This is a genomic window from Dethiosulfovibrio peptidovorans, assembly GCA_002748665.1.
Classification (GTDB): Bacteria; Synergistota; Synergistia; order Synergistales; family Dethiosulfovibrionaceae; genus Dethiosulfovibrio; species Dethiosulfovibrio peptidovorans_A.
Window position 1 is genome coordinate 1 of the sequence record PDTB01000020.1, and the last position, 21162, is coordinate 21162.

At 53.7% G+C, this 21162-nt stretch carries 20 protein-coding genes; 2 read left to right on the plus strand and 18 right to left on the minus strand.

Annotated elements, in window-relative coordinates:
* Positions 1-348: 348 nt before the first annotated feature.
* From phoU to CSA35_05060, 7 genes are all read right to left on the minus strand, one after another.
* Positions 349-1104, minus strand: a complete 756-nt coding sequence (gene phoU / locus CSA35_05030; GenBank protein PIE54621.1) for a phosphate transport system regulatory protein PhoU — start codon at positions 1102-1104, stop codon at positions 349-351.
* Positions 1082-2704 (minus strand): hypothetical protein, encoded by a 1623-nt coding sequence (locus tag CSA35_05035; GenBank protein ID PIE54542.1) that lies wholly within the window; start codon positions 2702-2704, stop codon positions 1082-1084. Before CSA35_05035 ends, phoU begins: the two co-directional genes overlap by 23 nt.
* Before the next feature lie 47 nt (positions 2705-2751).
* On the minus strand, positions 2752-4227 hold the full coding sequence (locus CSA35_05040; protein ID PIE54543.1) for a C4-dicarboxylate ABC transporter permease: 1476 nt from the start codon (positions 4225-4227) through the stop codon (positions 2752-2754).
* A gap of 3 nt (positions 4228-4230) precedes the next feature.
* The gene (locus CSA35_05045; GenBank protein ID PIE54544.1) at positions 4231-4674 is read right to left on the minus strand and encodes a hypothetical protein; all 444 of its coding nucleotides are present in this window, start codon (positions 4672-4674) and stop codon (positions 4231-4233) included.
* Between the two features lie 15 nt (positions 4675-4689).
* On the minus strand, positions 4690-5634 hold the full coding sequence (locus CSA35_05050) for a recombinase RecA (protein PIE54545.1): 945 nt from the start codon (positions 5632-5634) through the stop codon (positions 4690-4692).
* 74 nt (positions 5635-5708) lie between these two features.
* Entirely contained in the window at positions 5709-6665 is a 957-nt protein-coding gene (locus CSA35_05055; protein PIE54546.1) for a hypothetical protein, read from the minus strand.
* Entirely contained in the window at positions 6614-8443 is a 1830-nt protein-coding gene (locus CSA35_05060; protein PIE54547.1) for a DEAD/DEAH box helicase, read from the minus strand. Before CSA35_05060 ends, CSA35_05055 begins: the two co-directional genes overlap by 52 nt.
* Positions 8444-8610: 167 nt before the next feature.
* Here CSA35_05060 and CSA35_05065 point away from each other — a divergent pair, with 167 nt between their 5' ends.
* Entirely contained in the window at positions 8611-9753 is a 1143-nt protein-coding gene (locus tag CSA35_05065) for an ornithine decarboxylase (GenBank protein ID PIE54622.1), read from the plus strand.
* Between the two features lie 178 nt (positions 9754-9931).
* Here CSA35_05065 and CSA35_05070 read toward each other — a convergent pair whose 3' ends face one another.
* From CSA35_05070 to CSA35_05090, 5 genes are all read right to left on the minus strand, one after another.
* Entirely contained in the window at positions 9932-11374 is a 1443-nt protein-coding gene (locus CSA35_05070) for a proline--tRNA ligase (protein PIE54548.1), read from the minus strand.
* A 73-nt stretch (positions 11375-11447) separates the two neighbouring features.
* On the minus strand, positions 11448-13619 hold the full coding sequence (locus CSA35_05075; protein PIE54549.1) for a hypothetical protein: 2172 nt from the start codon (positions 13617-13619) through the stop codon (positions 11448-11450).
* A gap of 30 nt (positions 13620-13649) precedes the next feature.
* Positions 13650-14138 (minus strand): chemotaxis protein CheX, encoded by a 489-nt coding sequence (locus CSA35_05080; GenBank protein ID PIE54550.1) that lies wholly within the window; start codon positions 14136-14138, stop codon positions 13650-13652.
* Complete coding sequence (locus CSA35_05085) at positions 14120-14611, minus strand: endonuclease (protein PIE54551.1); 492 nt, start codon at positions 14609-14611, stop codon at positions 14120-14122. The genes CSA35_05080 and CSA35_05085 overlap by 19 nt, the downstream gene beginning before the upstream one ends.
* Before the next feature lie 4 nt (positions 14612-14615).
* Positions 14616-15494, minus strand: coding sequence for a lipid A biosynthesis acyltransferase (locus CSA35_05090; protein PIE54623.1), 879 nt, complete (start codon positions 15492-15494; stop codon positions 14616-14618).
* A gap of 136 nt (positions 15495-15630) precedes the next feature.
* On the opposite strand from CSA35_05090, the gene CSA35_05095 reads away from it, so the two are divergent.
* Positions 15631-16446, plus strand: a complete 816-nt coding sequence (locus tag CSA35_05095) for a hypothetical protein (protein PIE54552.1) — start codon at positions 15631-15633, stop codon at positions 16444-16446.
* Positions 16447-16459: 13 nt separating this feature from the next.
* Here CSA35_05095 and CSA35_05100 read toward each other — a convergent pair whose 3' ends face one another.
* The 6 genes from CSA35_05100 to CSA35_05125 form a co-directional block, all read right to left on the minus strand.
* Positions 16460-17080: a hypothetical protein gene (locus CSA35_05100; GenBank protein PIE54553.1), complete on the minus strand. Its 621-nt coding sequence runs from the start codon at positions 17078-17080 to the stop codon at positions 16460-16462.
* Positions 17077-17826 carry a 2,3-diphosphoglycerate-dependent phosphoglycerate mutase gene (locus tag CSA35_05105; GenBank protein PIE54554.1) on the minus strand — a complete coding sequence of 250 codons (750 nt, stop codon included), beginning with the start codon at positions 17824-17826 and terminating at the stop codon, positions 17077-17079. Before CSA35_05105 ends, CSA35_05100 begins: the two co-directional genes overlap by 4 nt.
* Before the next feature lie 204 nt (positions 17827-18030).
* The gene (locus CSA35_05110) at positions 18031-18846 is read right to left on the minus strand and encodes a potassium ABC transporter ATPase (protein PIE54555.1); all 816 of its coding nucleotides are present in this window, start codon (positions 18844-18846) and stop codon (positions 18031-18033) included.
* Positions 18843-19598, minus strand: coding sequence for a 1-(5-phosphoribosyl)-5-amino-4-imidazole-carboxylate carboxylase (locus CSA35_05115; GenBank protein ID PIE54624.1), 756 nt, complete (start codon positions 19596-19598; stop codon positions 18843-18845). Before CSA35_05115 ends, CSA35_05110 begins: the two co-directional genes overlap by 4 nt.
* 77 nt (positions 19599-19675) lie before the next feature.
* A complete protein-coding gene (locus tag CSA35_05120; GenBank protein ID PIE54556.1) occupies positions 19676-20296 on the minus strand; it encodes a 30S ribosomal protein S4 in 621 nt (206 codons plus the stop codon).
* 106 nt (positions 20297-20402) lie between these two features.
* A complete protein-coding gene (locus CSA35_05125) occupies positions 20403-21158 on the minus strand; it encodes a hypothetical protein (protein PIE54557.1) in 756 nt (251 codons plus the stop codon).
* Positions 21159-21162 lie beyond the last annotated feature (4 nt).

Sequence of the window (21162 nt, forward strand, 5' to 3'; positions counted from 1 at the left end):
CCCAAAGAGAAGCACAAAAATATAAAGGGTCGGACTCTTAATACCTACCCTCCAAGGACGCAAAAGTTATAATACTACAAAATAGATAAAAACGTCAAGACCTTTATACGATCTTTTTTTGAGGGTACCTCTAAAAACCTACAACCGAGTTTCTCAACCTCAGGGCGTTCCACCAGATCTCTGTCTCGCCCAAGCGTATTTTTAACTTGCCTGCTCCCTACCATCGTCTCACAGGGTACCTCCTGTGCCCTCTTGGCTTGGGACGATGTCCGCCTCGCCCCAGTCGATGAATGGGCTCCGTCGAAACGATCTGAAGCGAGTTTCTGCGTTTTTAGAGGTCCCCTTTTGTCACTCTCTCAGGGAATGTCGTTTTTTCCCCAAGACGACGTCCTTTAAGCGCTCTCCCCGAACCATGAAGAAGACTCGTTCGGAGATGTTACTGGCGTGGTCGCCAATACGTTCGAGATGACGAACGGTCAAGAGGAGTTCCATAGCGACAGTGACGAGGTCCTCTCTGGTATCCAAGCCTGTTTTTATAATGTCCGTAAGTTCCTCTGACACGGCTTCGGCAAGTTGGTCCAGTTTTTTGTCATCCCGGAAGACATGCACAGCAAGGTCGGTATCTTCTTCGAAGAATGCCTGAAGGGATCGAGAGACCATACTGACTGCCATATCGGACATCTTAGGGATGTCGATCAGGGGTTTTAAAAGCGGATGGAAGGCCAGAACCAGGGCTCGTTGCGCGACGTTGACCGCCTGATCTCCGATACGTTCGAGGTCGGTGGTGATTTTGAGGACAGCAAAAATAAATCGAAGTTCGGACCGGACGGGGTTTCGCATAGCGATGGAGGCCAGGCATTCTTTATTGATGTCGATCTCAGTGATGTCGATGACGTCGTCTCCATCGATGACCCTCTGGGCCAAATGCACATCCCGATCCTGCATGGAGCGAATGGCATCGATCAAGGCGTTGCACACATGATCCCCCATGAAGGAGACGAGGGAAGATATCCGTTTTCTGTCGTCGCTTCCAACAACCCGGTCGAGGGACGATTTTTCGTCGGTGGTACTCTGTCGTGTTTTACTGCTCAGCCATTTCAGCATCTGTATCATTCCTGTCATCCCGAGAGAGAAGTTCGAAAGCCATTCGCTCCCCCCGGTTGATTTCCATACAGGCTTTCGCCAGTTGGGTTCCTCTGGCCAGATAGGCCAGACCGCAATGTTCTCCGTACCCTCCGCTTCTAAAGATATCTCGTCGAATAAGGTCGTCCAGGTCTTTGAGTTTTTGATACCAGAGAGCTCCATCATCGGCCATACTAAGGTCTCCCAGGGCAAGAGCACCCATGGATGATCGGACGAGTTCGAAGAGAACATTGTCGTATTTTTTCTGAAGGGGTGTTTTTTCCTTCCCCGGGCACTTCCCTTGACGTTGTCGCAGGAGCAGGGGATAAAGTCCGTTGTTGAGGGCTTCTTTGATACTGTGGAGAGCCCCAAGGTCATAGGCTATTCTGGAGTAGGTCCGCGCTGCATGGTCTTTGCCCGAGATACCGATGGAGTCGAAGTACTCTGACGCAGCGAACCAGAGTTCGTCCGTTCCCTGTTTTAGACGTTCCAGTTCGTGGCCCCCCCCTCCTGCACTGAGAAGAAGCCGGGTTTCGGTTTCAAGGTATCCTGCCAGACGGGTGAGTTCACGATTTAAGAGAGAGAGAGCAAGCCCTGGGAAGTCTACAAGCTGCGTATCGAGATAGGCAGGCTCCCCCACGGCCTGTTCTTTTCGTTGAAAACCCCGTCGCAGGATGCCTTCCAACAAACCAACACACGGCAGGAGGATGAGTGCGTTGAGCCAGACAACGGCAAATTGAAGTCCCACACATTGAAGCTCTGTGGACAGAAAGGAAAGTATCGACAACAACGAGGGAACGGCCGCAGCCAAAGGGATAGCGATGATTACGCCAATGGCTTTGTAGAGAGCGGAGCCTATTCCCAGAAGAGCAGCGTTTTGCTTGCCCGATATACCAGCGAGAACGACGATGACAGCTGAGCCAAGGTGAGATCCCAGGACGACAGGGTATACAGCCTGAACAGGAAGAGACCCCGAACCAGCCAGGGCGATAGCCAGAGCCATGACGGCCGAGCTGCTTTGGAGAACGGATGCGGCAAGGAGGGAGACGATGCCCATGATCCAGGGCCGTGACCCCCCATAGGCTAAGATTTCTACGAATCGGGGATCGCTGACAAGTGGGTCCACCCCATTTTTAATGAGAAACATGCCGGTAAGCACGGTAGCGATACCCCGAAGAGCTAAAGTGATGTCCCGAGAGCGTCCTTGGGAGAGTCCCACCGCGAGATGGGTGAGCGCTAGAAGCCCAGGGGCCAGTGAGACGATAGGCAGCCCCAGGAGTATGGTGACGAAGGTTCCCCCGACGCTGGCCCCCATCATGACAACCAAAGAGCCCGCCAGCGAGAGCATACCGACATCGACAAGCCCAACGGCGAAGGAGGTAGCCACCGAGCTGCTCTGGGTGATCATTGAGAGCCCAAGTCCAAAGGCAAAGGCCATTGGTTTGTGGTCGGTGATCCGAACTATTTTCTTTTTGGTCGACAGTCCTATACACTTTCTAAATCCGTTGGAGGTGGCAGAAACACCCATGAGGAACAGGGCCAACCCTCCTGCGATCTGTGCCCAAGAAAAGAGGGATGTCATGGCTCACTACCTCCTTTGGTCGATATAACTCAAAATAAAAAGAATCCCTACGACGTCTCTGGCGAAAGCCCCTTTCGTCTCAGTGCCGGAACAAGAAGGAGGATGATCAATCCCCACAGAACCAGGCATATAGGACGGGTAAAGAAGATCGCTGGCGAGCCATGGGAGATGATCAGGGATTGGCCAAATCCCAGTTCAGCGACAGGACCCAGAATGAGCCCCAGAACCACTGCCCCTAAGGAGAACCCTGCCCTGTGGAGAAAGTACCCCCCGAGGCCAAAAGCTATCATGAGCCACACATCGAACATGCTGTTGCTGATAGCATAACTTCCAACTACCGAAAGAACCGCTATGGATGGTATCAGCACGGAATTGGGCACGGTAGCGACTTTGGCAAAGAACCGAGCAAAAGAGAGACCTAAAATCAGGAAACAGACGTTGGCCAGAAAAAGCGACAGGATGAAACCGTAGGTGACAGTTCCGAATCGGGTGAAGAGCTCGGGACCAGGGATCAGTCCCTGAATCATCAGTCCCCCCATAAGAGCGGCTGCTACGGAGTTCCCCGGTATACCCAGGGTGAGGAGAGGAACCAGAGACCCTCCGACACACCCGTTGTTGGCGCTCTCCGCTGCTGCCACCCCCTGAGGATTCCCGGTGCCAAAGGTTTGGGGTTCCCGTGAGATCTGCTTGGCGAAGTTGTACGAGATGAATGAGGCGATGGTGGCTCCGGCACCTGGGAGAATTCCCACCACGGTACCGATGAATCCGCCCCGGACGATGGTACCGCCAAGCCCTTTGGGCAGACGACTTGTACTGAGCCCCACCGGATCCGCCAGTTCCTGTACGATATGGCTGTCGGCAGTGAGCTCCAGGATCTGGCTTACGGAAAAGAGGCCGATGAGAGCCGGCATGAAGGAGACTCCCTCAAAAAGATCGACGATCCCACCGGTGAACCGAATGTACCCGTCGATGGGATCCATACCCACCGTAGCGATGACCAATCCCAGCACTCCGGAGATGAGACCTTTCAGGAGGTTACCCGAGGTGAGGGTGACGATGCTGGCCAAGCCCATGACAGCCAGAAGGAAATACTCAGGAGGGCCGAATCGCAGGGCGAAATGAGCGAGGATTGGAGCGAGGAGCAGCAGCGCAGCCGTGGATATGATACCGCCCCAGAAGCTGGCCACGGTGGCAACCGCTATGGCGGTGCCTCCTCTTCCCTGCCGGGTCATTGGATAGCCGTCAAATGCAGTGGCCGCAGCAGCCGGGGTCCCCGGCGTCGAGAGCAATATAGACGAAATAGCCCCACCGTACATGCCGCCACTGTAGACCCCTCCCATCATGGCCAGGCCAACCACCGGATCCATACCGAAGGTAACCGGGATGAGCAGCGCCACAGCCATGGTGGCGGTAAGCCCTGGAATGGCACCGATGACGATTCCTCCCAGGGTCCCTGAGAGGATCGCCAGGAGCACTTCAGGATGCGCAAGAGATCCCAGGGCGTTCAGAAGCATAGCCGACATGGTTCAGGCCCCCCATGATCCCGGGGGGACCGGAACCGAGAGAAAACGGACAAACACCAGGTAGACGAAACCCAATAGCCCCCCTATGCAGGCGAGAAGCCACAGAGGTTTTCGGAACCCCAAAGTCCATCCAAGAACAGCCATGAAGAGGGCACTGGCGAGAAAGAATCCGAGCCAGGACAAAACGAAAACATACAGGGCCACCGCACCGACGGTGCTCCAGAAGAACCAGGGACGAAGAAACCACGAGACGGTTCGATTATCTCCAGATCGCCCCGACTGGATGAGCAAGAGCAGACAAAGGCAGCCCAACACAGCGACGAGGAAGAGAACGTATCCTCTCGCAGAAGGGGCTCGATCAGGGATTGTTCGGGTTTGGAGAAACATGGCAGCCGCCAGGACAAGCCCGGCGGCACCACATAACGCATTCAGTCGTTTTCGGGTCATGACGAAGAACGGTGATCACCACGGGGCTGTCTTGAAAGCAGCGTCGGTTTTTTGCTTGAGTTCATTCAGATACTGACCGTAGAGCTTGTCATCCAGAACATCCAGGAGCAATTGGCCCTGAGCGGCTTTGATAAATTTTGGGTCTTTGAGCACCTCGTTAAAGGCATGAAGGAGTTTCTCCATGGCTGCCTGAGGAATTCCAGCGGGTGCAGCAAAACCCCGAGATGAGTCGGAGAGGACGTTGTATCCCAGTTCCAGAAAGGTAGGAATCTCCGCCAGATACGAGCGTCTTTTTCGGGTCATGATGCCCAGAATTCGAAGCTCTCCCGAGCGGACCTGAGCGTCCACCTGGGAGGCGTTCATGAAGGCCATATCAACGTGGCCCCCCATGAGAGCCGCCTTCTGTCCAGAGGATCCCTTGGATGGCACCGCGTTGAGCTTTATAGCAGCAGCTTCTTCAAACTGCCGACGGGCGAAGTCGTCGTCGCCGCCGGGGCCTGACGTGGAGCTTGTGAGGGCCCCCGGGTTAGCCTTGGCGTGATCCACAACATCCTTTAAGGTGGCGAAGGGACTGTCAGCCTTGACCACAAGGACTCCCGGATCGGTGACGACGTTAGCCAGGGGGGCAAAGCTATCCAGAGTATATTTGGCCCGCCCCGACGAAATATGGGCCACCACATGAGGGGTGTAGAGGCAACCGATGGTGTACCCGTCCTTTTTCACCCTGGCAATGGCCTCGAATCCTATCTGGCCGCCCGCCCCAGGCTTGTTGACGATAACCATGGACTGTCCCAGATACGGCTCTATAAACTGAGCCACCAGACGGGCCATGGTGTCGGTACCACCGCCCGCTTTAGACGGCACGATAATGGTAACCGGTTTCTCTGGATATGCCGCCCACGCACCGGTCCCTAACACTACTGTCATACACAGAGCCAAAACAATCGAACGTTTTCTCATAATTTCCCCCTCCTGTGATTTTTCTTAACAACAAGACTCTTTACGTCTGCGCACGTGCTGTACGTTATCATATCCTACCTGAAAATCTCCTCGTTGAGAAGGACCCCCATGACACCGTGACGAAGACCTGATGGGGAGACCTTGATGAGGTCAACCTCAAGGGTTTCGCAAATAGCCCGGAGGATACACGCTCCGGCCAGGATAATCTCAGCTCTGCCCGGGACGATGCCGGGAATATCGCGACGTGCCTCCAGAGGAGTTTTTCGGTAGAGCTGAATCTGTTCCTCAACGGCTGCCAGGGGGAGATCTCCCTCAACGCCAGCCACCGAGGCTACCGTCGTGACGTTGCCGCCGACGCCTATGACGAGGGACGATGTAACTGGTGTGCATATGTCGTTCCCGATCAGGATGGTTCGAATCCACCCAACGGCCTGATCGACCTGCTCCTGAGAGACGAGATCTCCTGAGAGTCTTTTTTCAGTCAAGATAACGGCTCCTACGTTCAGACTCAGGGTTCTCAGTCGTTCCTGACCCCGAAATAAGATGAACTCGGTGCTTCCTCCGCCAGTGTCAAAGAGCCAGCCCTGGGCGTTTTCGGGAATGATAGCCTGAGCTCCCAGGAAGGAGTAGAACCCCTCCTCATCACCAGAGAGGATATGAAGGGGACTTCCCGTACAGGTCTCGACCAGTTCAGCAAACTCCTGAGAGTTAGTAGCAGCCCTGATAGCCATGGTCCCAACTACCGTCGGACGATCCACTCCCCATGAAGAGAGCTCCTTCATAAACTCGGATATGGAGGACAGGGTTCGGGCCATAGCCTTCTCCTGGAGCCCTCCTGTTTCGGTCAGACCCTGGGCGATTCGGGTTATTTGGTTTCGATCGACAAGGCAGGTTACGGAACCGCTTTCGTCTTTTTCAGCAACCAGGTATTTGACCGAGTTAGAGCCTATTTCCACCAGGGCTTTTCTCTCTTTTTGGCTCACGAGGATCGTCTCCTTCGAGGACGTTTTTTTCGGCTGTGGTGCCAAGATGAGTCTTTAATTTTCCCCGTGCCGCTCTTTTCAGCATGTCTGTTTTTTTGTACGGTCTGTTTCGAAAGCCGTTTTTTTCGTCGCTCCACTACGTTCTGAGCCATTTTGAGGTTGAGTTCTGGAAGATCAACTTTTGTGGTCTCCATTTCCCGATATTTTTCCTCAAAGCCAAAGACCGTGGGGTCGATGTCCATGATGGCGTCTTCCACAGCGTCCATACCGGTGAATTTATATTCGTCGGGTAGTGAATTGTTGAATCGCTTGACCTTGAGCAGAGCCTGGAGACGGTTTCTTTCCCTGGGACCCAGGCGATCAGCCGCAGTAAGGCCGTCAGGATGTGTGTATTCGCCTTGCTTTCCCGTTCCCCAGAGGAAAAGCTCCGCCATCTCAAGGTTTTGTTCGGTCTCCATCTCACCGTACCACAGATCCGCCAGGATCGACCGAAATCGGTCTCTCTCGGAAGAAGGCACCCGATGTATGCTTTGATCGATAACGTCCATTGCCAGGCGGATATCTCCAAGGACCTGTCGATAGTTTTGTTCCGGCAATGAGCCAAAGGCCACGATCTCCGCCTCGGTCTCGACTGTTCGCCGTCTCTTCAGAATGGCCCCCACGTCCGGTTTAAGGGTGACGGCCGCTTCCTCCATCGCAGCATCGCTCAGAGTCTGGAACATCTCTCCCGTGGAGACCCCAAAGGACTCGGCGGGAGAGCCCTCCAGCCAGGTTACATAACCTTTTTCGAAGAGCCCTTTTCGTCCAGCCCGGCCAGCCATTTGAAGGAAGGCGTTTTTCGAAATGGGACGGCGGTCATGAAACGAGACCAACTGTCCGAATACGACTTTTTCCGCCGGAAGGTTGACACCCAACGCCAGAGCATCAGTACCAACGACGACGTCGATGATTCTTTCTCTGTAGGCTCGTTCGACCAAAAGCTTTTCCTTGGGAAGCAGGCTTCCGTGGTAGAGACCAACTCCTTTGAACATACACCGTCGAATACTGGAGACCTCCAGTATCCAGGCCAGATCCTCAAGACGATGTTTTCGGCTATCGTCGAATCGCAGGCGATGGTTGGCGATGAGATCGGCCACCTGTTGTGTGCCTTTCTGGGAAAAGACAAAGACCAGGGCATCTCGAATGTCCCGGGGGGTAACGGGCTCATCACAGAATTTCAATTCGGTTACACGGTAGGATGACTGAAACAGGGCGAAGGCCCTGTTCGTGACCCGCTCGAGGTAGGACTGAACCCTTTCGGCTCCACCGAAGGTGGCTGACATGACCAGAATGGGAACGTCGGGAGCCGTTTTTCTGATGCCATCGATGTAGGCACGGCTCCGGTCATTATCCCCGAAGATGTAGTGAAACTCGTCTATAACGAGCCGGAGTCCCGATGTTCCAGCGTATTTCAGGGCGTAGATTTCCTGGGTACAGCAGATAATGGAGGCTCCCGTGTTTTTTTTAAAATCTCCAGTCTCGATACCCACGTCAAATCCCATTCCGATAAGATCCATGTACCGCTCGTTACTCAGGGCTTTGATGGGAGCGGTGAAGATAACTTTTTCTCCAGCGGATGGCTGATGCCGAGCTCCGTCGGGATAGAACAGACCCGACCAGATATAGGCCACCCAGGTTTTTCCCGAGCCTGTCGGGGCGGAGAGGACGGCGTTGCGTCCCGCCGTTTCCCGAATCGCGCGTTCCTGCCACGAATAAAGCGTCCTCCCGGAGATTTCCTGAACTGTCTGCTGTACCTCCAACGTCACAGATGCCTCCTCCTCTTCCATCCTATTGTCATCCATTATAGCGGTTTGGTTCAAAAAACGTGTTCCACACAGGGATACATACGATACAATATTATATAGTAATCTACGAAGCGAGAACGTCAGTATGTGAAGGGGTGAAAGCGGTGTTGGGGGTTCCTGCTACGTATACGTTTGACCTGGAGCGATTTATGCCGAGGGAGCGTTTTGAGAGGATCAAGGAGTTTGTTCGGGACAAGGAGATGCCCTGTCTCGTGCTGGATATGAAGAACATAGAGAGACAGTTTGATACGTTGCAAACAGCTATGCCCTATGCCACTATTTATTACGCTATCAAGGCCAATCCTCACGAAGCTGTTCTGCGTATGCTCATCGACAGGGAATGTTGTTTTGATTTCGCCTCCATAGCTGAGATGGAGACTATTCTGAGGCTGGGAGCGAGACCGGATCGGCTGAGTTACGGCAACACGATTAAAAAATCGGAACACGTGGCCTGCGCCTACGCTCAGGGCGTTCGGATGTTCGCCACGGACTCGGAGGACGATCTTCGTCGCATCGCTCGCAAGGCTCCGGGATCTCGAGTGTTTTTTCGGCTGTTCATGGAGTGCAGTGGAGCCGATTGGGCACTCTCCAGAAAATTCGGTGCCCATCCCGATACGATCTATCAGCTGATACAGTTGGCTAAGGAGTTGGATGTTGACCCCTGGGGGCTGTCGTTTCACGTTGGGTCTCAGCAGAGAGATATCGGTCAGTGGGGAAGCGCCATTGCAAGCTGTCGATATCTCTTTGACGCAGCTCAGGAGGTCGGTGTACAGCTCAAGATGATCAACCTCGGCGGCGGTTTCCCCGCCAGGTATGTGCAACCCACGGTTCCCCTTGAGGTCTATACCAAGGAGATCACACGATTCCTCACGGAGGATTTTCCATCGGGCATGCCCGAAATTATCGCAGAACCTGGCCGATCTCTTGTGGGGAACGGGGGAGTTCTTGTAAGTCAGGTGATTCTCAAGTCCAAAAAGGACAATTACAACCCCTATAGCTGGCTCTACATGGATGTCGGGAAGTTCGGAGGGTTGTACGAGACCATCGACGAATCAATCAAATACCCCATCTACTCGGAGAAGGATGGACCAGCGGGAGAGTACATCCTGGCAGGGCCCACCTGCGACAGTATGGACGTGTTGTATGAACGGGAGAAGGTCCTCTTACCGCAGAACCTCGTTGAGGGGGATCGGCTGTATTTTCTATCAGCAGGGGCCTACGTGCATTCGTGTTCGCTCGAGTGTTTCAACGGTTTCAATCCACCGAAGGTGTACGTGTTCGACAAGGACTAAAGGACGTCTCTAAAAATCAAGCTTTTAAATACAGAGCAGCCCTTCTATCGGCAAAAGAGGTCGTGAAATAGAGGCAAGATGTCTGTTTTTACCGTGGTTTTTCTGTTTTTAAAATTGTCCTCAAGTTAAAAAAGAGACCTGCATCGAGCAAGGTCTCTTTTTTCTCTTTTATCCTGCGTCAATACGCCTTGGCAAAGACGGCCAGTCGGGCGTCGTCACGGCCGGTGTAGAAACACCGACCACGAAGTTCTCGATCGACCTGAGGGTAACAGCGAACAGTAGCACCGGTCATGTCCTTGATGGCCTGTTCGTCCCCGTCGTCCCCGGCAAAATACGCCCGAATGAAACCGCCCTTGGTCTCCAGGATTTTTTTGAACTCGCCCATGGAAGTGACCTCGTGGGTGTTGTCCAGACGGAAATTCAGTGCTCTGTCGTAGAGAGTGTCCTGAATCTCACCCAGGAGTTTCTGGACGATCTCGACGACGTTGTCCCAGGGGATATCGATTTTCTCGCCAGTGTCCCGACGAACAGCTCGAACCGTGCCGTTTTTCAGCTCAGCTTCGCCGAGTTCGAGACGGAGCGGGACCCCTTTTTGAAGGTGGTGAAAAAATCGATCACTTGGACGGATGTGAAACTGACGATCAACGGAAACTCGGTTGGGTCCCAATGAAGCGTTCAGGGACTCGGCCAGTTCCAGAGCCTTGGGCAGCAAACTCTCCTGGAGCAGGGGCTCGTCCTTGCTTATGGGAAGAAGTACCACCTTGATCGGAGCGATCCGAGGCGGCAGGATGAGACCGTCGTCGTCCGAGTGAGTCATTATGATGGCTCCGATGAGCCGGGTGGAGATGCCCCAGCTGGTGGTCCAGGCGTACTCCATCCTGGAGTTCTGATCCTGAAACTGAATATCGAAGGCTTTGGAGAAGTTCTGCCCCAGGAAATGACTGGTGCCAGCCTGAAGGGCTTTGGTGTCGCTCATCATGCTCTCGGTAGTGTAGGTCTCCTCAGCTCCAGGAAAACGTTCCCGTTCGGATTTGACCCCGGTGATGACCGGCAGAGCAAGGTCCTCAACCATTATTTTTCGGTAAATCTCCAACATTCTGACGGTCTCTTCCTCGGCTTCCTGTCTTGTCGCATGGGCCGTATGCCCCTCCTGCCAGAGAAATTCGGAGGTTCGAAGGAAAAGCCGGGGTCTTTTCTCCCAACGCATAACGCTGCACCACTGGTTGATCAGGATAGGCAGATCACGCCAGGACTGGATCCACTTACTGTACATATGTCCGATGACGGTTTCTGACGTCGGACGGACGACCAAGGGTTCCTCCAGCTCATCTCCACCAGCGTGGGTGACCACAGCGCACTCAGGAGAAAAGCCCTCGACATGTTGGGCTTCTTTGTCAAGGAACGAACTGGGGATGAGGACCGGGAAATACGCATTGACGTGACCGGTCTCCTTAAAAGCCCTGTCAAACACCGACTGAATCTCTTCCCAGATAGCGTAGCCAGTAGGTCGAATGACCATGCACCCTCGAACCGGAGCGTAATCCGCCAGTTCACCGACCTTGATGATGTCCAGATACCACTGAGAATAATCCTTTTGTCTTGGTGTTACGTTCCTTGCCATATGTATGCCTCCAGATACGGTAAAGGTTTTCTCGCCACTGATGCGAGGAGTGTATTCATTGTAGCAGATTCGATCATGGGAAAGGATGATGAATTGACCACCGAGGCTCACCTACGGTGAATCCAAAAGTCCAGTCATTGTATTCGCTGTAGACGGCCAAAAGTCGGGCCTTGATCAAACGAGACGGGATGGTAAAAGCGAGGCCTACTTCCCATGGGTCGTCAGTCAGGGTCGATGCGTCATTCCAAACGTATCCCTGACCTCCGAAAAGCTCGGTACTCCACGGAGAGTTCCCCGATCCCAAGCGGTATTTCATCCCCACACGCCACCAGGCAAACCGCTCGCCCCTCAAGGGGTGATCCATCAAACTGTAGAGTTCGCCTCGCCCGCCCAGGTAGGCTGCCTGCATGGCGAAACGAGGATCCTCGTTGCCCTCCATAAACCCGCCTTTGAGGAACACACGCCATGCCGGAGATATGGTGACGTTTAATTTACCATCCAAGCGATAGAGAAGCTCCTCTCCGTCGTCGGGGAACCAGGCTCCTAGATAAAGGGACGAACATCCTGACGGATCGTTATGCGGTTTTGGGCCCTCCCAGGCAAGGCGCACCGTGGGGCCCCAAGTCTCGACGGTACCGCCACCATCGGTTCGACTGCCCATTATACCCAGGCTCACTTGAGCTCGTTTCATAGTAAAACTCCGGGAGAGGGATATGTTCTGGAATTCCCATTTAGAAAAACGACCGTTGAGGGGGGATATGGAGAACCGTCCAGACTGAAGCCCCACCTCGTAAAAGCCCTGCTCCGCCGCAAAATGATAGGCAGCTCGAACGGCCCAATCTTCTCCGATGATGGCGTCCAGATTCAGGTAGTCTCCGTCGGAGGCGAGATCCATGAACGTTCCCCTGATGCCAAGCCAGCTCTGATTTGATAAATTTGTGGCGTAGCCGTCAAGGGCCAGACGATAGGCAGGCTCTCGATTGATCTTGAGAACCACGTCTACGCCGTCATCGTTCTTCACAAGACAGTAATCCACCGTTCGGACATCCTCTCGGGTTCGAATCCACTCGGCTCCGCGAACGATGGCCTCAGGATCGACGGGACGTCCCACCCACTCTTTAAAGCGGTTCTTGATCCTTCGAGCCAATCTTGAGGGAATTCCCTCCACTTGGACACGGGAGACCACCCGAAGGGCTGTCGTGGAGCGCTGCGGTGCTGGAGGTGCCGAGGCAGCCAAGTTTTGAATCATAGCGATATTATCCCTGGTGGCAATCTCGCCTATCCTGAAGATGTCCTGAACGTCGACATCGCCAAGAAGAGGGGCCATCCCCACATCGGGACGGATGGTCAGGTCGGCCAGAGCGGCTTCCCGATCGACGTTCTGTCTCGTCAGAATGGTGATGGTCTGGTCTATGACGTCTATCATGGTCCTCATCTCGTCGGAAGTTCGAAGCATACTGCTCACGTCCACTGCGATTATGGGATAACCAGGGAATATCTCCTTGGCAGTGGTCACCGGAAGGTTGGAGACGAGGCCTCCGTCCACGAGAAGTCGCCCCTCAACGGGCCACGGTTCGAAGAGACCGGGGATGGACATGGAGGCCCTCATAGCCGATGCCAAAGAGCCGTGGCGAAGGACGACCTTTTCTCCTGTGACCAAGTCGGTGGCCACAGCAGCAAAGGGAATGGGAAGTTCGTCAAACTGGACAACTGAGACTCGCGATGTGAGGCGAAGGAAAAGATTTAACGCACCAGCACCGGTCAAGGGCCCCTTCGGGCCGATAACCTTGCGATGAATATTCAAGTCAAGTTTTGGCATGAGGGGGGAGAGAGGCTCTTCCTTGAACAGGGTGTCTGCATCGTTATCGGTTCCCAAAGCAACCGATGCCAGGTCGGTTTTTCCCAGAAGATCCTCCAGTTCCTGAGGGGTATAGCCTGTTGCAGCAAGTCCTCCGATGATAGCCCCCATGCTGGTGCCCACGATCCCTGCGATCGGTATGTGGTTTTCAGAAAGGACCTTGAGAACTCCCACATGGGCCAAGCCCTTTGATCCCCCCCCCGACAGTGCCAGAACAACCGCACCCTGTCCAGCACATGAGGCTGTGGAGATGACAAGGCACAGAGCAAGGGCGAAAAGCATGCGGGCTGTGTTTTTCATATGGGACCTCCTTGTGTATTTGTCAATAAGGCACTTTATTATACACCGAAAGGATGGGGGGCCCCTTTGGTTTAAGAAGCCCCCCATCCTTATCAGAACGTACCCACGGTACTGGTGCTATATAGTGTTAAATGAAAGAACAAGATAGACTCGCCCTCTCGGGGTAACCTGAAAAGGCAAAGTGAAGTTGATGATATCCGACGACTGTGAAGGGACCGTTTTGATGCTGGCTCCCGATATAAGCTGAGGCGGGGTCACATCGATACCGGGCAAAGAGGCTTGTGTAAGGGCTCGCCCACTTATCATATTGGAGAGCTCCCCCACCACGCTCATGGCGATGGGGTCATCCATGTTCGGCTGAATCATCCCCCCGGACATCGACGTAACAGTACACGCAAAACCACCGTTGTCCAGCATGATGACTACCGTACCTTGAACGCCTTCGCCCACGATACCAATCAACGACGCACAACAGACGTTTTCGACGTTGACCCCCTTTGTGATCTGAGTTTTAATAAGCTCAACCTCTACGCCGACCTCCCCGGCTACAGAGATCAATGACGTTCCAAAGGTATTAACCAGGGTTGTCAGTTTCTGGTTGGACATTCTTCGTTCTCCTTATCATAATCTAAAACAGCTAACTTTCGCATTCCTCTTAAGGCAATGCAGTACGCAGCAAGATCGTCTATGGGACGAGGCGGGACTTGCACAGAGAGAGGGAGCAAGCGCCACCACCCCTTCGGGGGATGAAAATGCCAATAGAGTTTCCGAGCTTCGAGTGTCGAGCCGACCTCGTCGACAAGGACGACCTTAAAAGGCACAGACCACCCAGGTTCTACAAAATCTCGATAGCCCGTGCCGTTTCCGACGAACAAGATCCGTATATCTTGCTCAATCACTTCGTTAAGTGTACCCTCTAATGGCGGCTCGTCAAGTGCTGGAGTCGAGGTTCCCGAAAAGATCGAAAAAAAAACATCGTATCTATCTTTTTCCATGATACCAGAGCATCGGAGTGAGCCAGCAGTATCCACGACAGCCCAGCCAAATTTGAACCGCCCAGGATCCACAGCCAAATACACGGTTTTACCGATCTCCCAGGGTACTAGCCCACCGGGGATAGAGCCACATCCATTGTTCTGGATGGCGACGAATCTCCGCTCCCAGGCACCGGTTACATCGTACTAAAGCCTCTTTTATGCCGTGCTCGCTCAACGGTGACTGGGGAATAGGCAACGGAGGACAGATACGAATGTGAAAGTGTGTCCCCTCCCTCTGACGAATGGAGAATATCGGGACGATCTGAGCTCCCAGCTTGGAGGCCAGTTTGACCGGGCCGTATGGGGTGCTTGCTGGTGCCCCTAAAAAAGGGACGATCATTCCCCTACTCTTAGCGTCCTGGTCGAGAAGAATACAGAGGATCTCTCCCCGTCTGAGACACGAGAGGGCCATTTTAAGGTCAAAACCCTTGCCTATGCCCCGAATACCACATCGCTCCCTGATGTGTACTATGAAATCGGTGATTCGAGGGTCTCGTTGCTCGGCACCGACCGCATTCATAGGGTATCCACGAAAGCCAAGCCAGGCAGCAGCCATCTCCCAGTTGCCCAAGTGGGCGGAGAGAAGGATAACGCCCCTTCCCCGCTCAAGAGCCCGACGAAGATGCTTCTCCCCCTCGACCGTGACGAGATCATCAAGAGCCCCAACTGTTTGGGGGAGCCGGACGAATTCGGCCACAGACCGTCCATGGTTTTCGTAGGATTTTCGAACGATCACCCGAGCAAGAGTCGGCCCCACTCCGAGGATGCGAACACATCGAGCTTCCGCCCGGTCCACCCTTGCTTTGCTCAGAAACCAAACGAGACGCCCAAGCCACGCACCAAATCCAACCGCTATCCTGTGAGGCAAGCGACGAAAAAAGGCGCACAGTCCCTCAAGCAAGCGCCATTGTCTGTCTTTATGCATGAAATCTGCCCTTTCACGTTTTCTGACTGTCTTCAGTTTCCAATGCCCCTGATGGACAAGCGATTTTTTTCCGATATGATACAGATAGAGGATGTGACTGCTGCCTCCCATATTACGAGAGAAAGGGGCCTTTTTCATGTTCAAGAAGATATTATACCCAACGGATCTCTCAGAACGGTCAGAAAGGGACCTTCGATGGGTTTCTTCCCATCTCTATGAACCCGGTGAAGAATTTATCGTGGCCCACGGTGTCGATGTCGCAGTAGGTATGGAGACTCCTTCGGTGGTCTCTCAAGCCGGTATGCTTCTCCAGGAGCTCTGCGAGAGGGCCATTCCCCCGTCGGTGGCCTTTCAATGCCGAATCAGAGCAGGCGGCAGGGATGAGGCTGTCCCCGCTATAGCCAAAGAAGAGAACTGCTCCATGGTTATCGTGACGTCATCTCCAACGGCACCAGTGGTTCCCATCATACAGTCTCTGGCTATTCCGCAGCTTATCCTCCGGTGGGAGAACCTGCCAACCGTACCAGGAGAGCTTCTGAAAAGCGTCGTCGTCGCCACCGATCTTGAGGAAGAACGCACCACCTCGGTCTTACAAGGGCTTCGGTCTGTCCTGGCTGTCCTGGATAAAAGCGACCACCATCCCAGAATCACCGTTCTCCACGGTGTCCCAATGACGGAAACTCAAACAGCTCATCAGGTGTTCAACCAAGCGAGTAAAGCGCTGGAGCTTCTACGAATCGACGTCGAGAGCTGGAACGGGCAGGCCGAAAGCCAACTGGTCGGCGGACAGACAGAGGAAGAACTTCCCCAAGCCATTGTCGAGCTCAACACGTCCCTGCTGGTTCTGGGGCTCCCCTCCCGAGGAGACGTCTGGCAACTTCTTCTGAGTAATACCGCAGAGGCCCTCGTGGAACGGACTAAGTGCCCTATCCTCATTGTCCCCACCGATTAGAGTACACAAACACTCACGGTGTTTTCTCGTTCTCAACGGTCTCCTGAAAGGAATGGACCATGTTGCCGTAGTGTTCCCATATGACCTCGGCTGATCCCGGAGCATCATCGTACCATCGGTTCACCATGGCCCCATAGTCTTGGCCGCTTTTTTCCAAGTTTCTCGACATGAGGTCCGTGCCGACCCGAATGTTAAGTACAGGTTTGCAAAGGATTCGACGGGATGTGATCCGTGGATGGTCTTCCATAATCCATCGTTTGTTGTCTCCCCAGTCCAGGCCCATAAGACCGTACTGATCGCCCTTGCTGGAGGTCCAAACCAAGCGAGAACGCTGAATCATAACCGCTGCGATGAGAAATGGATCCACCCTGTATCGAAGGGAGGATCGGGAGACGTAGATCCCGTAGGTGCGCCCCCGTCGATGGCTGATGCCATCGTTGACCACATCGAAATATCTCGCGATCACGTTCTGGATTGAGGATCTCCACTCTTGGTTGAAGCATCGCATCTGGACAAAGCGCCCATACTGCTTCATGTCCGACGGATACTGTGGGGTTGCTGTTGTAACTGTGGAGAGGACAAAAAAAAACGTCACAGAGACCAGAAAGATGCGGAGAAAGCGAGAGGAAATCATCGTCCGGCTTTGCCTTGGTTAGCGACGGCTTCCTGAGCCCGACGGATTTCCTCGGCATCTCCCAGATAGTAATGGGTAATGGGTTTGAGTTTGTCGTCCAGTATGTAAATCAGAGGAACTCCCGTTGGTATGTTGAGGCTGGGGATGTCCTTGCTGTCGACGTCATCGAGATATTTGACAAGGGCCCTCAGACTGTTCCCATGAGCGGCGATGATGACTTTTTTCCCAGAGAGGATGGCCGGAGCCACATCCTCGAACCAATACGGAAGAAAACGCTCCACCGTGTCCTTTAGACACTCAGCTCGAGGGATATCTTCCTCGGTCATATCCGCATATCGAGGATCGTTTCCGGGATATCGAGGATCGTTCAGCTCCAGGGAGGGCGGGGGGACATCGTAGCTTCTTCTCCATAGTTTCACCTGCTCCTCGCCTCGTTCCTGGGCCATTTCAGACTTGTTGTATCCCTGCAACGCACCGTAATGCCGCTCGTTAAGTCGCCAAGAACGTTTGACGGGAATCCACATCAAATCCATCTCTTCCAACACGATCCACAGGGTTTTTATGGCTCTCTTGAGAGTTGATGTACAGGCTAAATCAAAGACATAGCCCTTCTCTGCCAGAAGCTGGCCGGCTCTGTGAGCTTCGGCCATACCGTTCTCGGATAGGGGAACGTCGGTCCAACCTGTGAATCGGTTTTCCTTGTTCCAGACGCTCTCCCCATGTCGGAGCAAAACCAACGTATGCACGGTATATCTCCCCCTTTCTTGTCATTTTCCATAGAGGCACCTCTCAAAACCTGCCTCTGAGTCTCCCAACCTCAGGTCGTTCCGCCAGAGCTCTGTCTCGCCCCAGTCGATACTTCACGATGGCGGGTCAGAAATACGACTCTCGAAAAACGAGTTTCTGAGATTTTAGAGGTTCCCATAATTATACACCACTACCGAGATGTGTTATGGCCAGACACGGCCAGTTCGATATCCCTCCAGGTCCACCATGATCCGATGAAAATCATAAGGGGATAATATCTCCAGAATTCGACCCCGTGGGACGATCTGAGTCTCCCCTATTTCCGGGGGAAATTCAAGACAGACAGCTCCGGCCCATGCCCGCAATCGAACGTCAAATCCGGCGTTTTGCAGATCCCGCTCGGCGTTGCCGACCTTTTGAGCTTCCTGAGGATCGAGCTCGCTCCCCACGGGAAAACGAGTCGCCAGGCAGGCCGTAGCCGAACTGTTCCACCATGGAATTTCAAGCTCTCTGGCCAGAGCCCGAACACCTGCCTTGGACAGTCCTGCCAGAGCCAGAGGACTGAATACAGGATACCGGGCAAGAACGCGGTTTCCAGCTCTGGTTGGATCCCGAAGGTCGTCTGCATTAGTACCGTCCACCAGGGTGGCGATGCCCTCTGTCTCGCAGAAGTGAATCAGGGCCTGTATCCGAAGCTCCTTACAGATGGCACACCGATCTTCATGGTTGGAGACCACCAGAGGGGCGCTCATCTCAGGGCCGGTAATCAGAATGTAGGGAACGTCTAAGGCTCGGCTTAGAATCTCGGCCCGCTCTCGTTCTTCCTGAGGATGAAGAAAAGAATCGAAGATAACAGCCCGCAGGGAGCCCTGAGGCATGACCCCAGCCAAAAGAGCCAAAACCGCCGAGCTGTCTACCCCTCCAGAAAGGGAGACGGTTGCCGACGATAGTTCCAAGATTTGAGACGCTATCGATTCGGGAAAAAATTGGCGAAGGATCGTTTTGTTTCCGGGTTTCATTGGCTCTGACGGGCAATCATCGCGGCGGTACATCCGGCTCCGAGGCCATTGTCTATATTGACGACCACCACGCCGGTAGCGCAGGAGTTGATCATGGTCAACAGGGCCGAGAGTCCCCCGAAATTGGCTCCATAACCAACGCTCGTGGGGACAGCGATAACAGGACAGGACACGAGACCTGCGACAACGCTGGGAAGAGCTCCCTCCATTCCTGCCACAGCAATGATAACCCGAGAGGCCATCAGAGTCTCCACATGAGCCAGCAATCGGTGAACCCCAGCAACACCTATGTCGTATAACCGAGTGACCGTACAATTGAGGTATTCGGCGGTCAAGGCGGCTTCCTCCGCAACGGGAATATCGCTGCTTCCGGCAGCGACGACGGTTACGCCAACTGAGGAGGCGTCATCCTCTTCTTCCCGAACAAGGGCGGCCAAGGATCCCCTGGGATGATACCGGATATCGGGCAGCAACTTGGCGAGAAGCTCGACTTGTTCCTCCCGAATCCGGGAAAAAAGGAAGGTCCCCTGACGTTCAGTCAAGGCTTCAGCAATGGATTCAAGCTGAGCATCGCTCTTGCCAGGACAGTAGACAATTTCGGCTATGCCCCGACGGAGGAGGCGATGGTGATCGAATTTCACATCACCCAGATCCTGAAATGGTTCGATCTTGATCTTATCCACAAAATCCTTCGGAGAAAGCTCCCCTGTCTTGAGGGATTGGGCAAGTCGTAAGAGTTCTTTTGCATCCATGAACGTCATCCCTTTATCGTTTAAATCCTGATACAAACAAAAAGCCCGTCCTGAGGGACGGGCACGTTGCTCTTATGTTACTTAGCGTAGTACTCGACGACGATCTGCTCGTCAGCGATGGTAGGAATTTCCTGGCGTTCAGGAAGTCGTTCGATCTTTCCTGCCATGCCGTTAAGAGTAAGCCACGCAGGCTTGGAGACCGCAGCAGCAACTTCCGCGTTCTCACGCAGGACCTTCATCTCACGGCTTTTCTCCACGACAGCTATCTCATCTCCTGGGTATACCATAGCACTGGGAATATCAAGCTTCCTGCCATTAACCGTAAAATGACCATGGCGGACGAGCTGTCTGGCCTGAGGTCTGGTGGAGCACAGACCAAGACGATAGACCACATTATCCAGCCGAGACTCCAGAAGAACTAACATATTATGACCGGTAACACCGCCCTGTTTCTTGGCCTTGGCATAGACCGCCCGAAGCTGTTTCTCGCTGACCCCGTAAGCAAATCGGATCTTCTGTTTTTCGAGAAGCTGCTGCCCATAGATGGATAACTTGGCGGGGCGACGCTTGCTGTTCCCAGAAGCTGCGCTTTTCTTGGCTAGAAGCTTGTCGTATTTACTGTTTCCAAAGACGTTCACACCAAAACGACGTACCATCTTCCCCTTAGGGAGGTTTTTTCTGTTCGTATTCTTCGACATACCGAGCTCTCCTCATTTGTGGACTGGGTGACGGCAGTCCAGCAGCCTGTGTATCTCAGGGTACGATACGAAGTTTCAATCGTTTTGTCAAGGCTTATCCTGAGTTTTACTTGAACTTGACCGTAATTTTCTCTCGAAGACGAGAAAGCTCGTGAGCAAGATACGACGCCTGAAGGGCATCCCTGACCCTGTCTTGCACGAACTCGAACGGGAGGACTTGCTGGCCTTGATATTCCAGAACACGAACAACTAAGACCGAGCCATCAGGAAGAATCACCGGTGGGATGTCCCCCATACGGAGTTCCTGGAAGAACGCTTTTTGAAGGGGTACTGGGGTATCCTCAAAGGAGTACCAACGAGGCTTAAGCCCCTTTTCTCTTCCCCGGTAGAGGATCGCTTCATCCCGATCGGCACAAAGTCGAACGAGCGCACGAACCCGTTTGGGAGCTAGGTATTTCTGGGTATTGGATTCGTAAAACCGCAATAGAGCTGGGGTATGGGTATCCCACCCTAAGGCCAGGCGGTCTACGTAGGCTTTGGCCAGGGTGTTGACCGTGTCCCATCTGGTCTGACGAAGGACATCTTCGTTGAAGGCTAGTCCCTTAAGACGAGCTGCCTCAGAAAGAATAACGACATCCCCTACGTAGGTTAAAAATGACCGCCGCTGAGACGGAGAGAGATCATCAAGAGCCAAGGCAGCGATGGTACGATCACTGCCCATCCTTTTGGAGAGGATGTAGATCAGATCATCCCTGGAGATGTCCACATTGGAGGCACGCAATGAACTGACAGCCACAGCCTGCCCCGCATTGAAGACGGAGAGGAGAAGTACCACAAGCCATAGTGTTCGGAGAAAACGCAAAAAA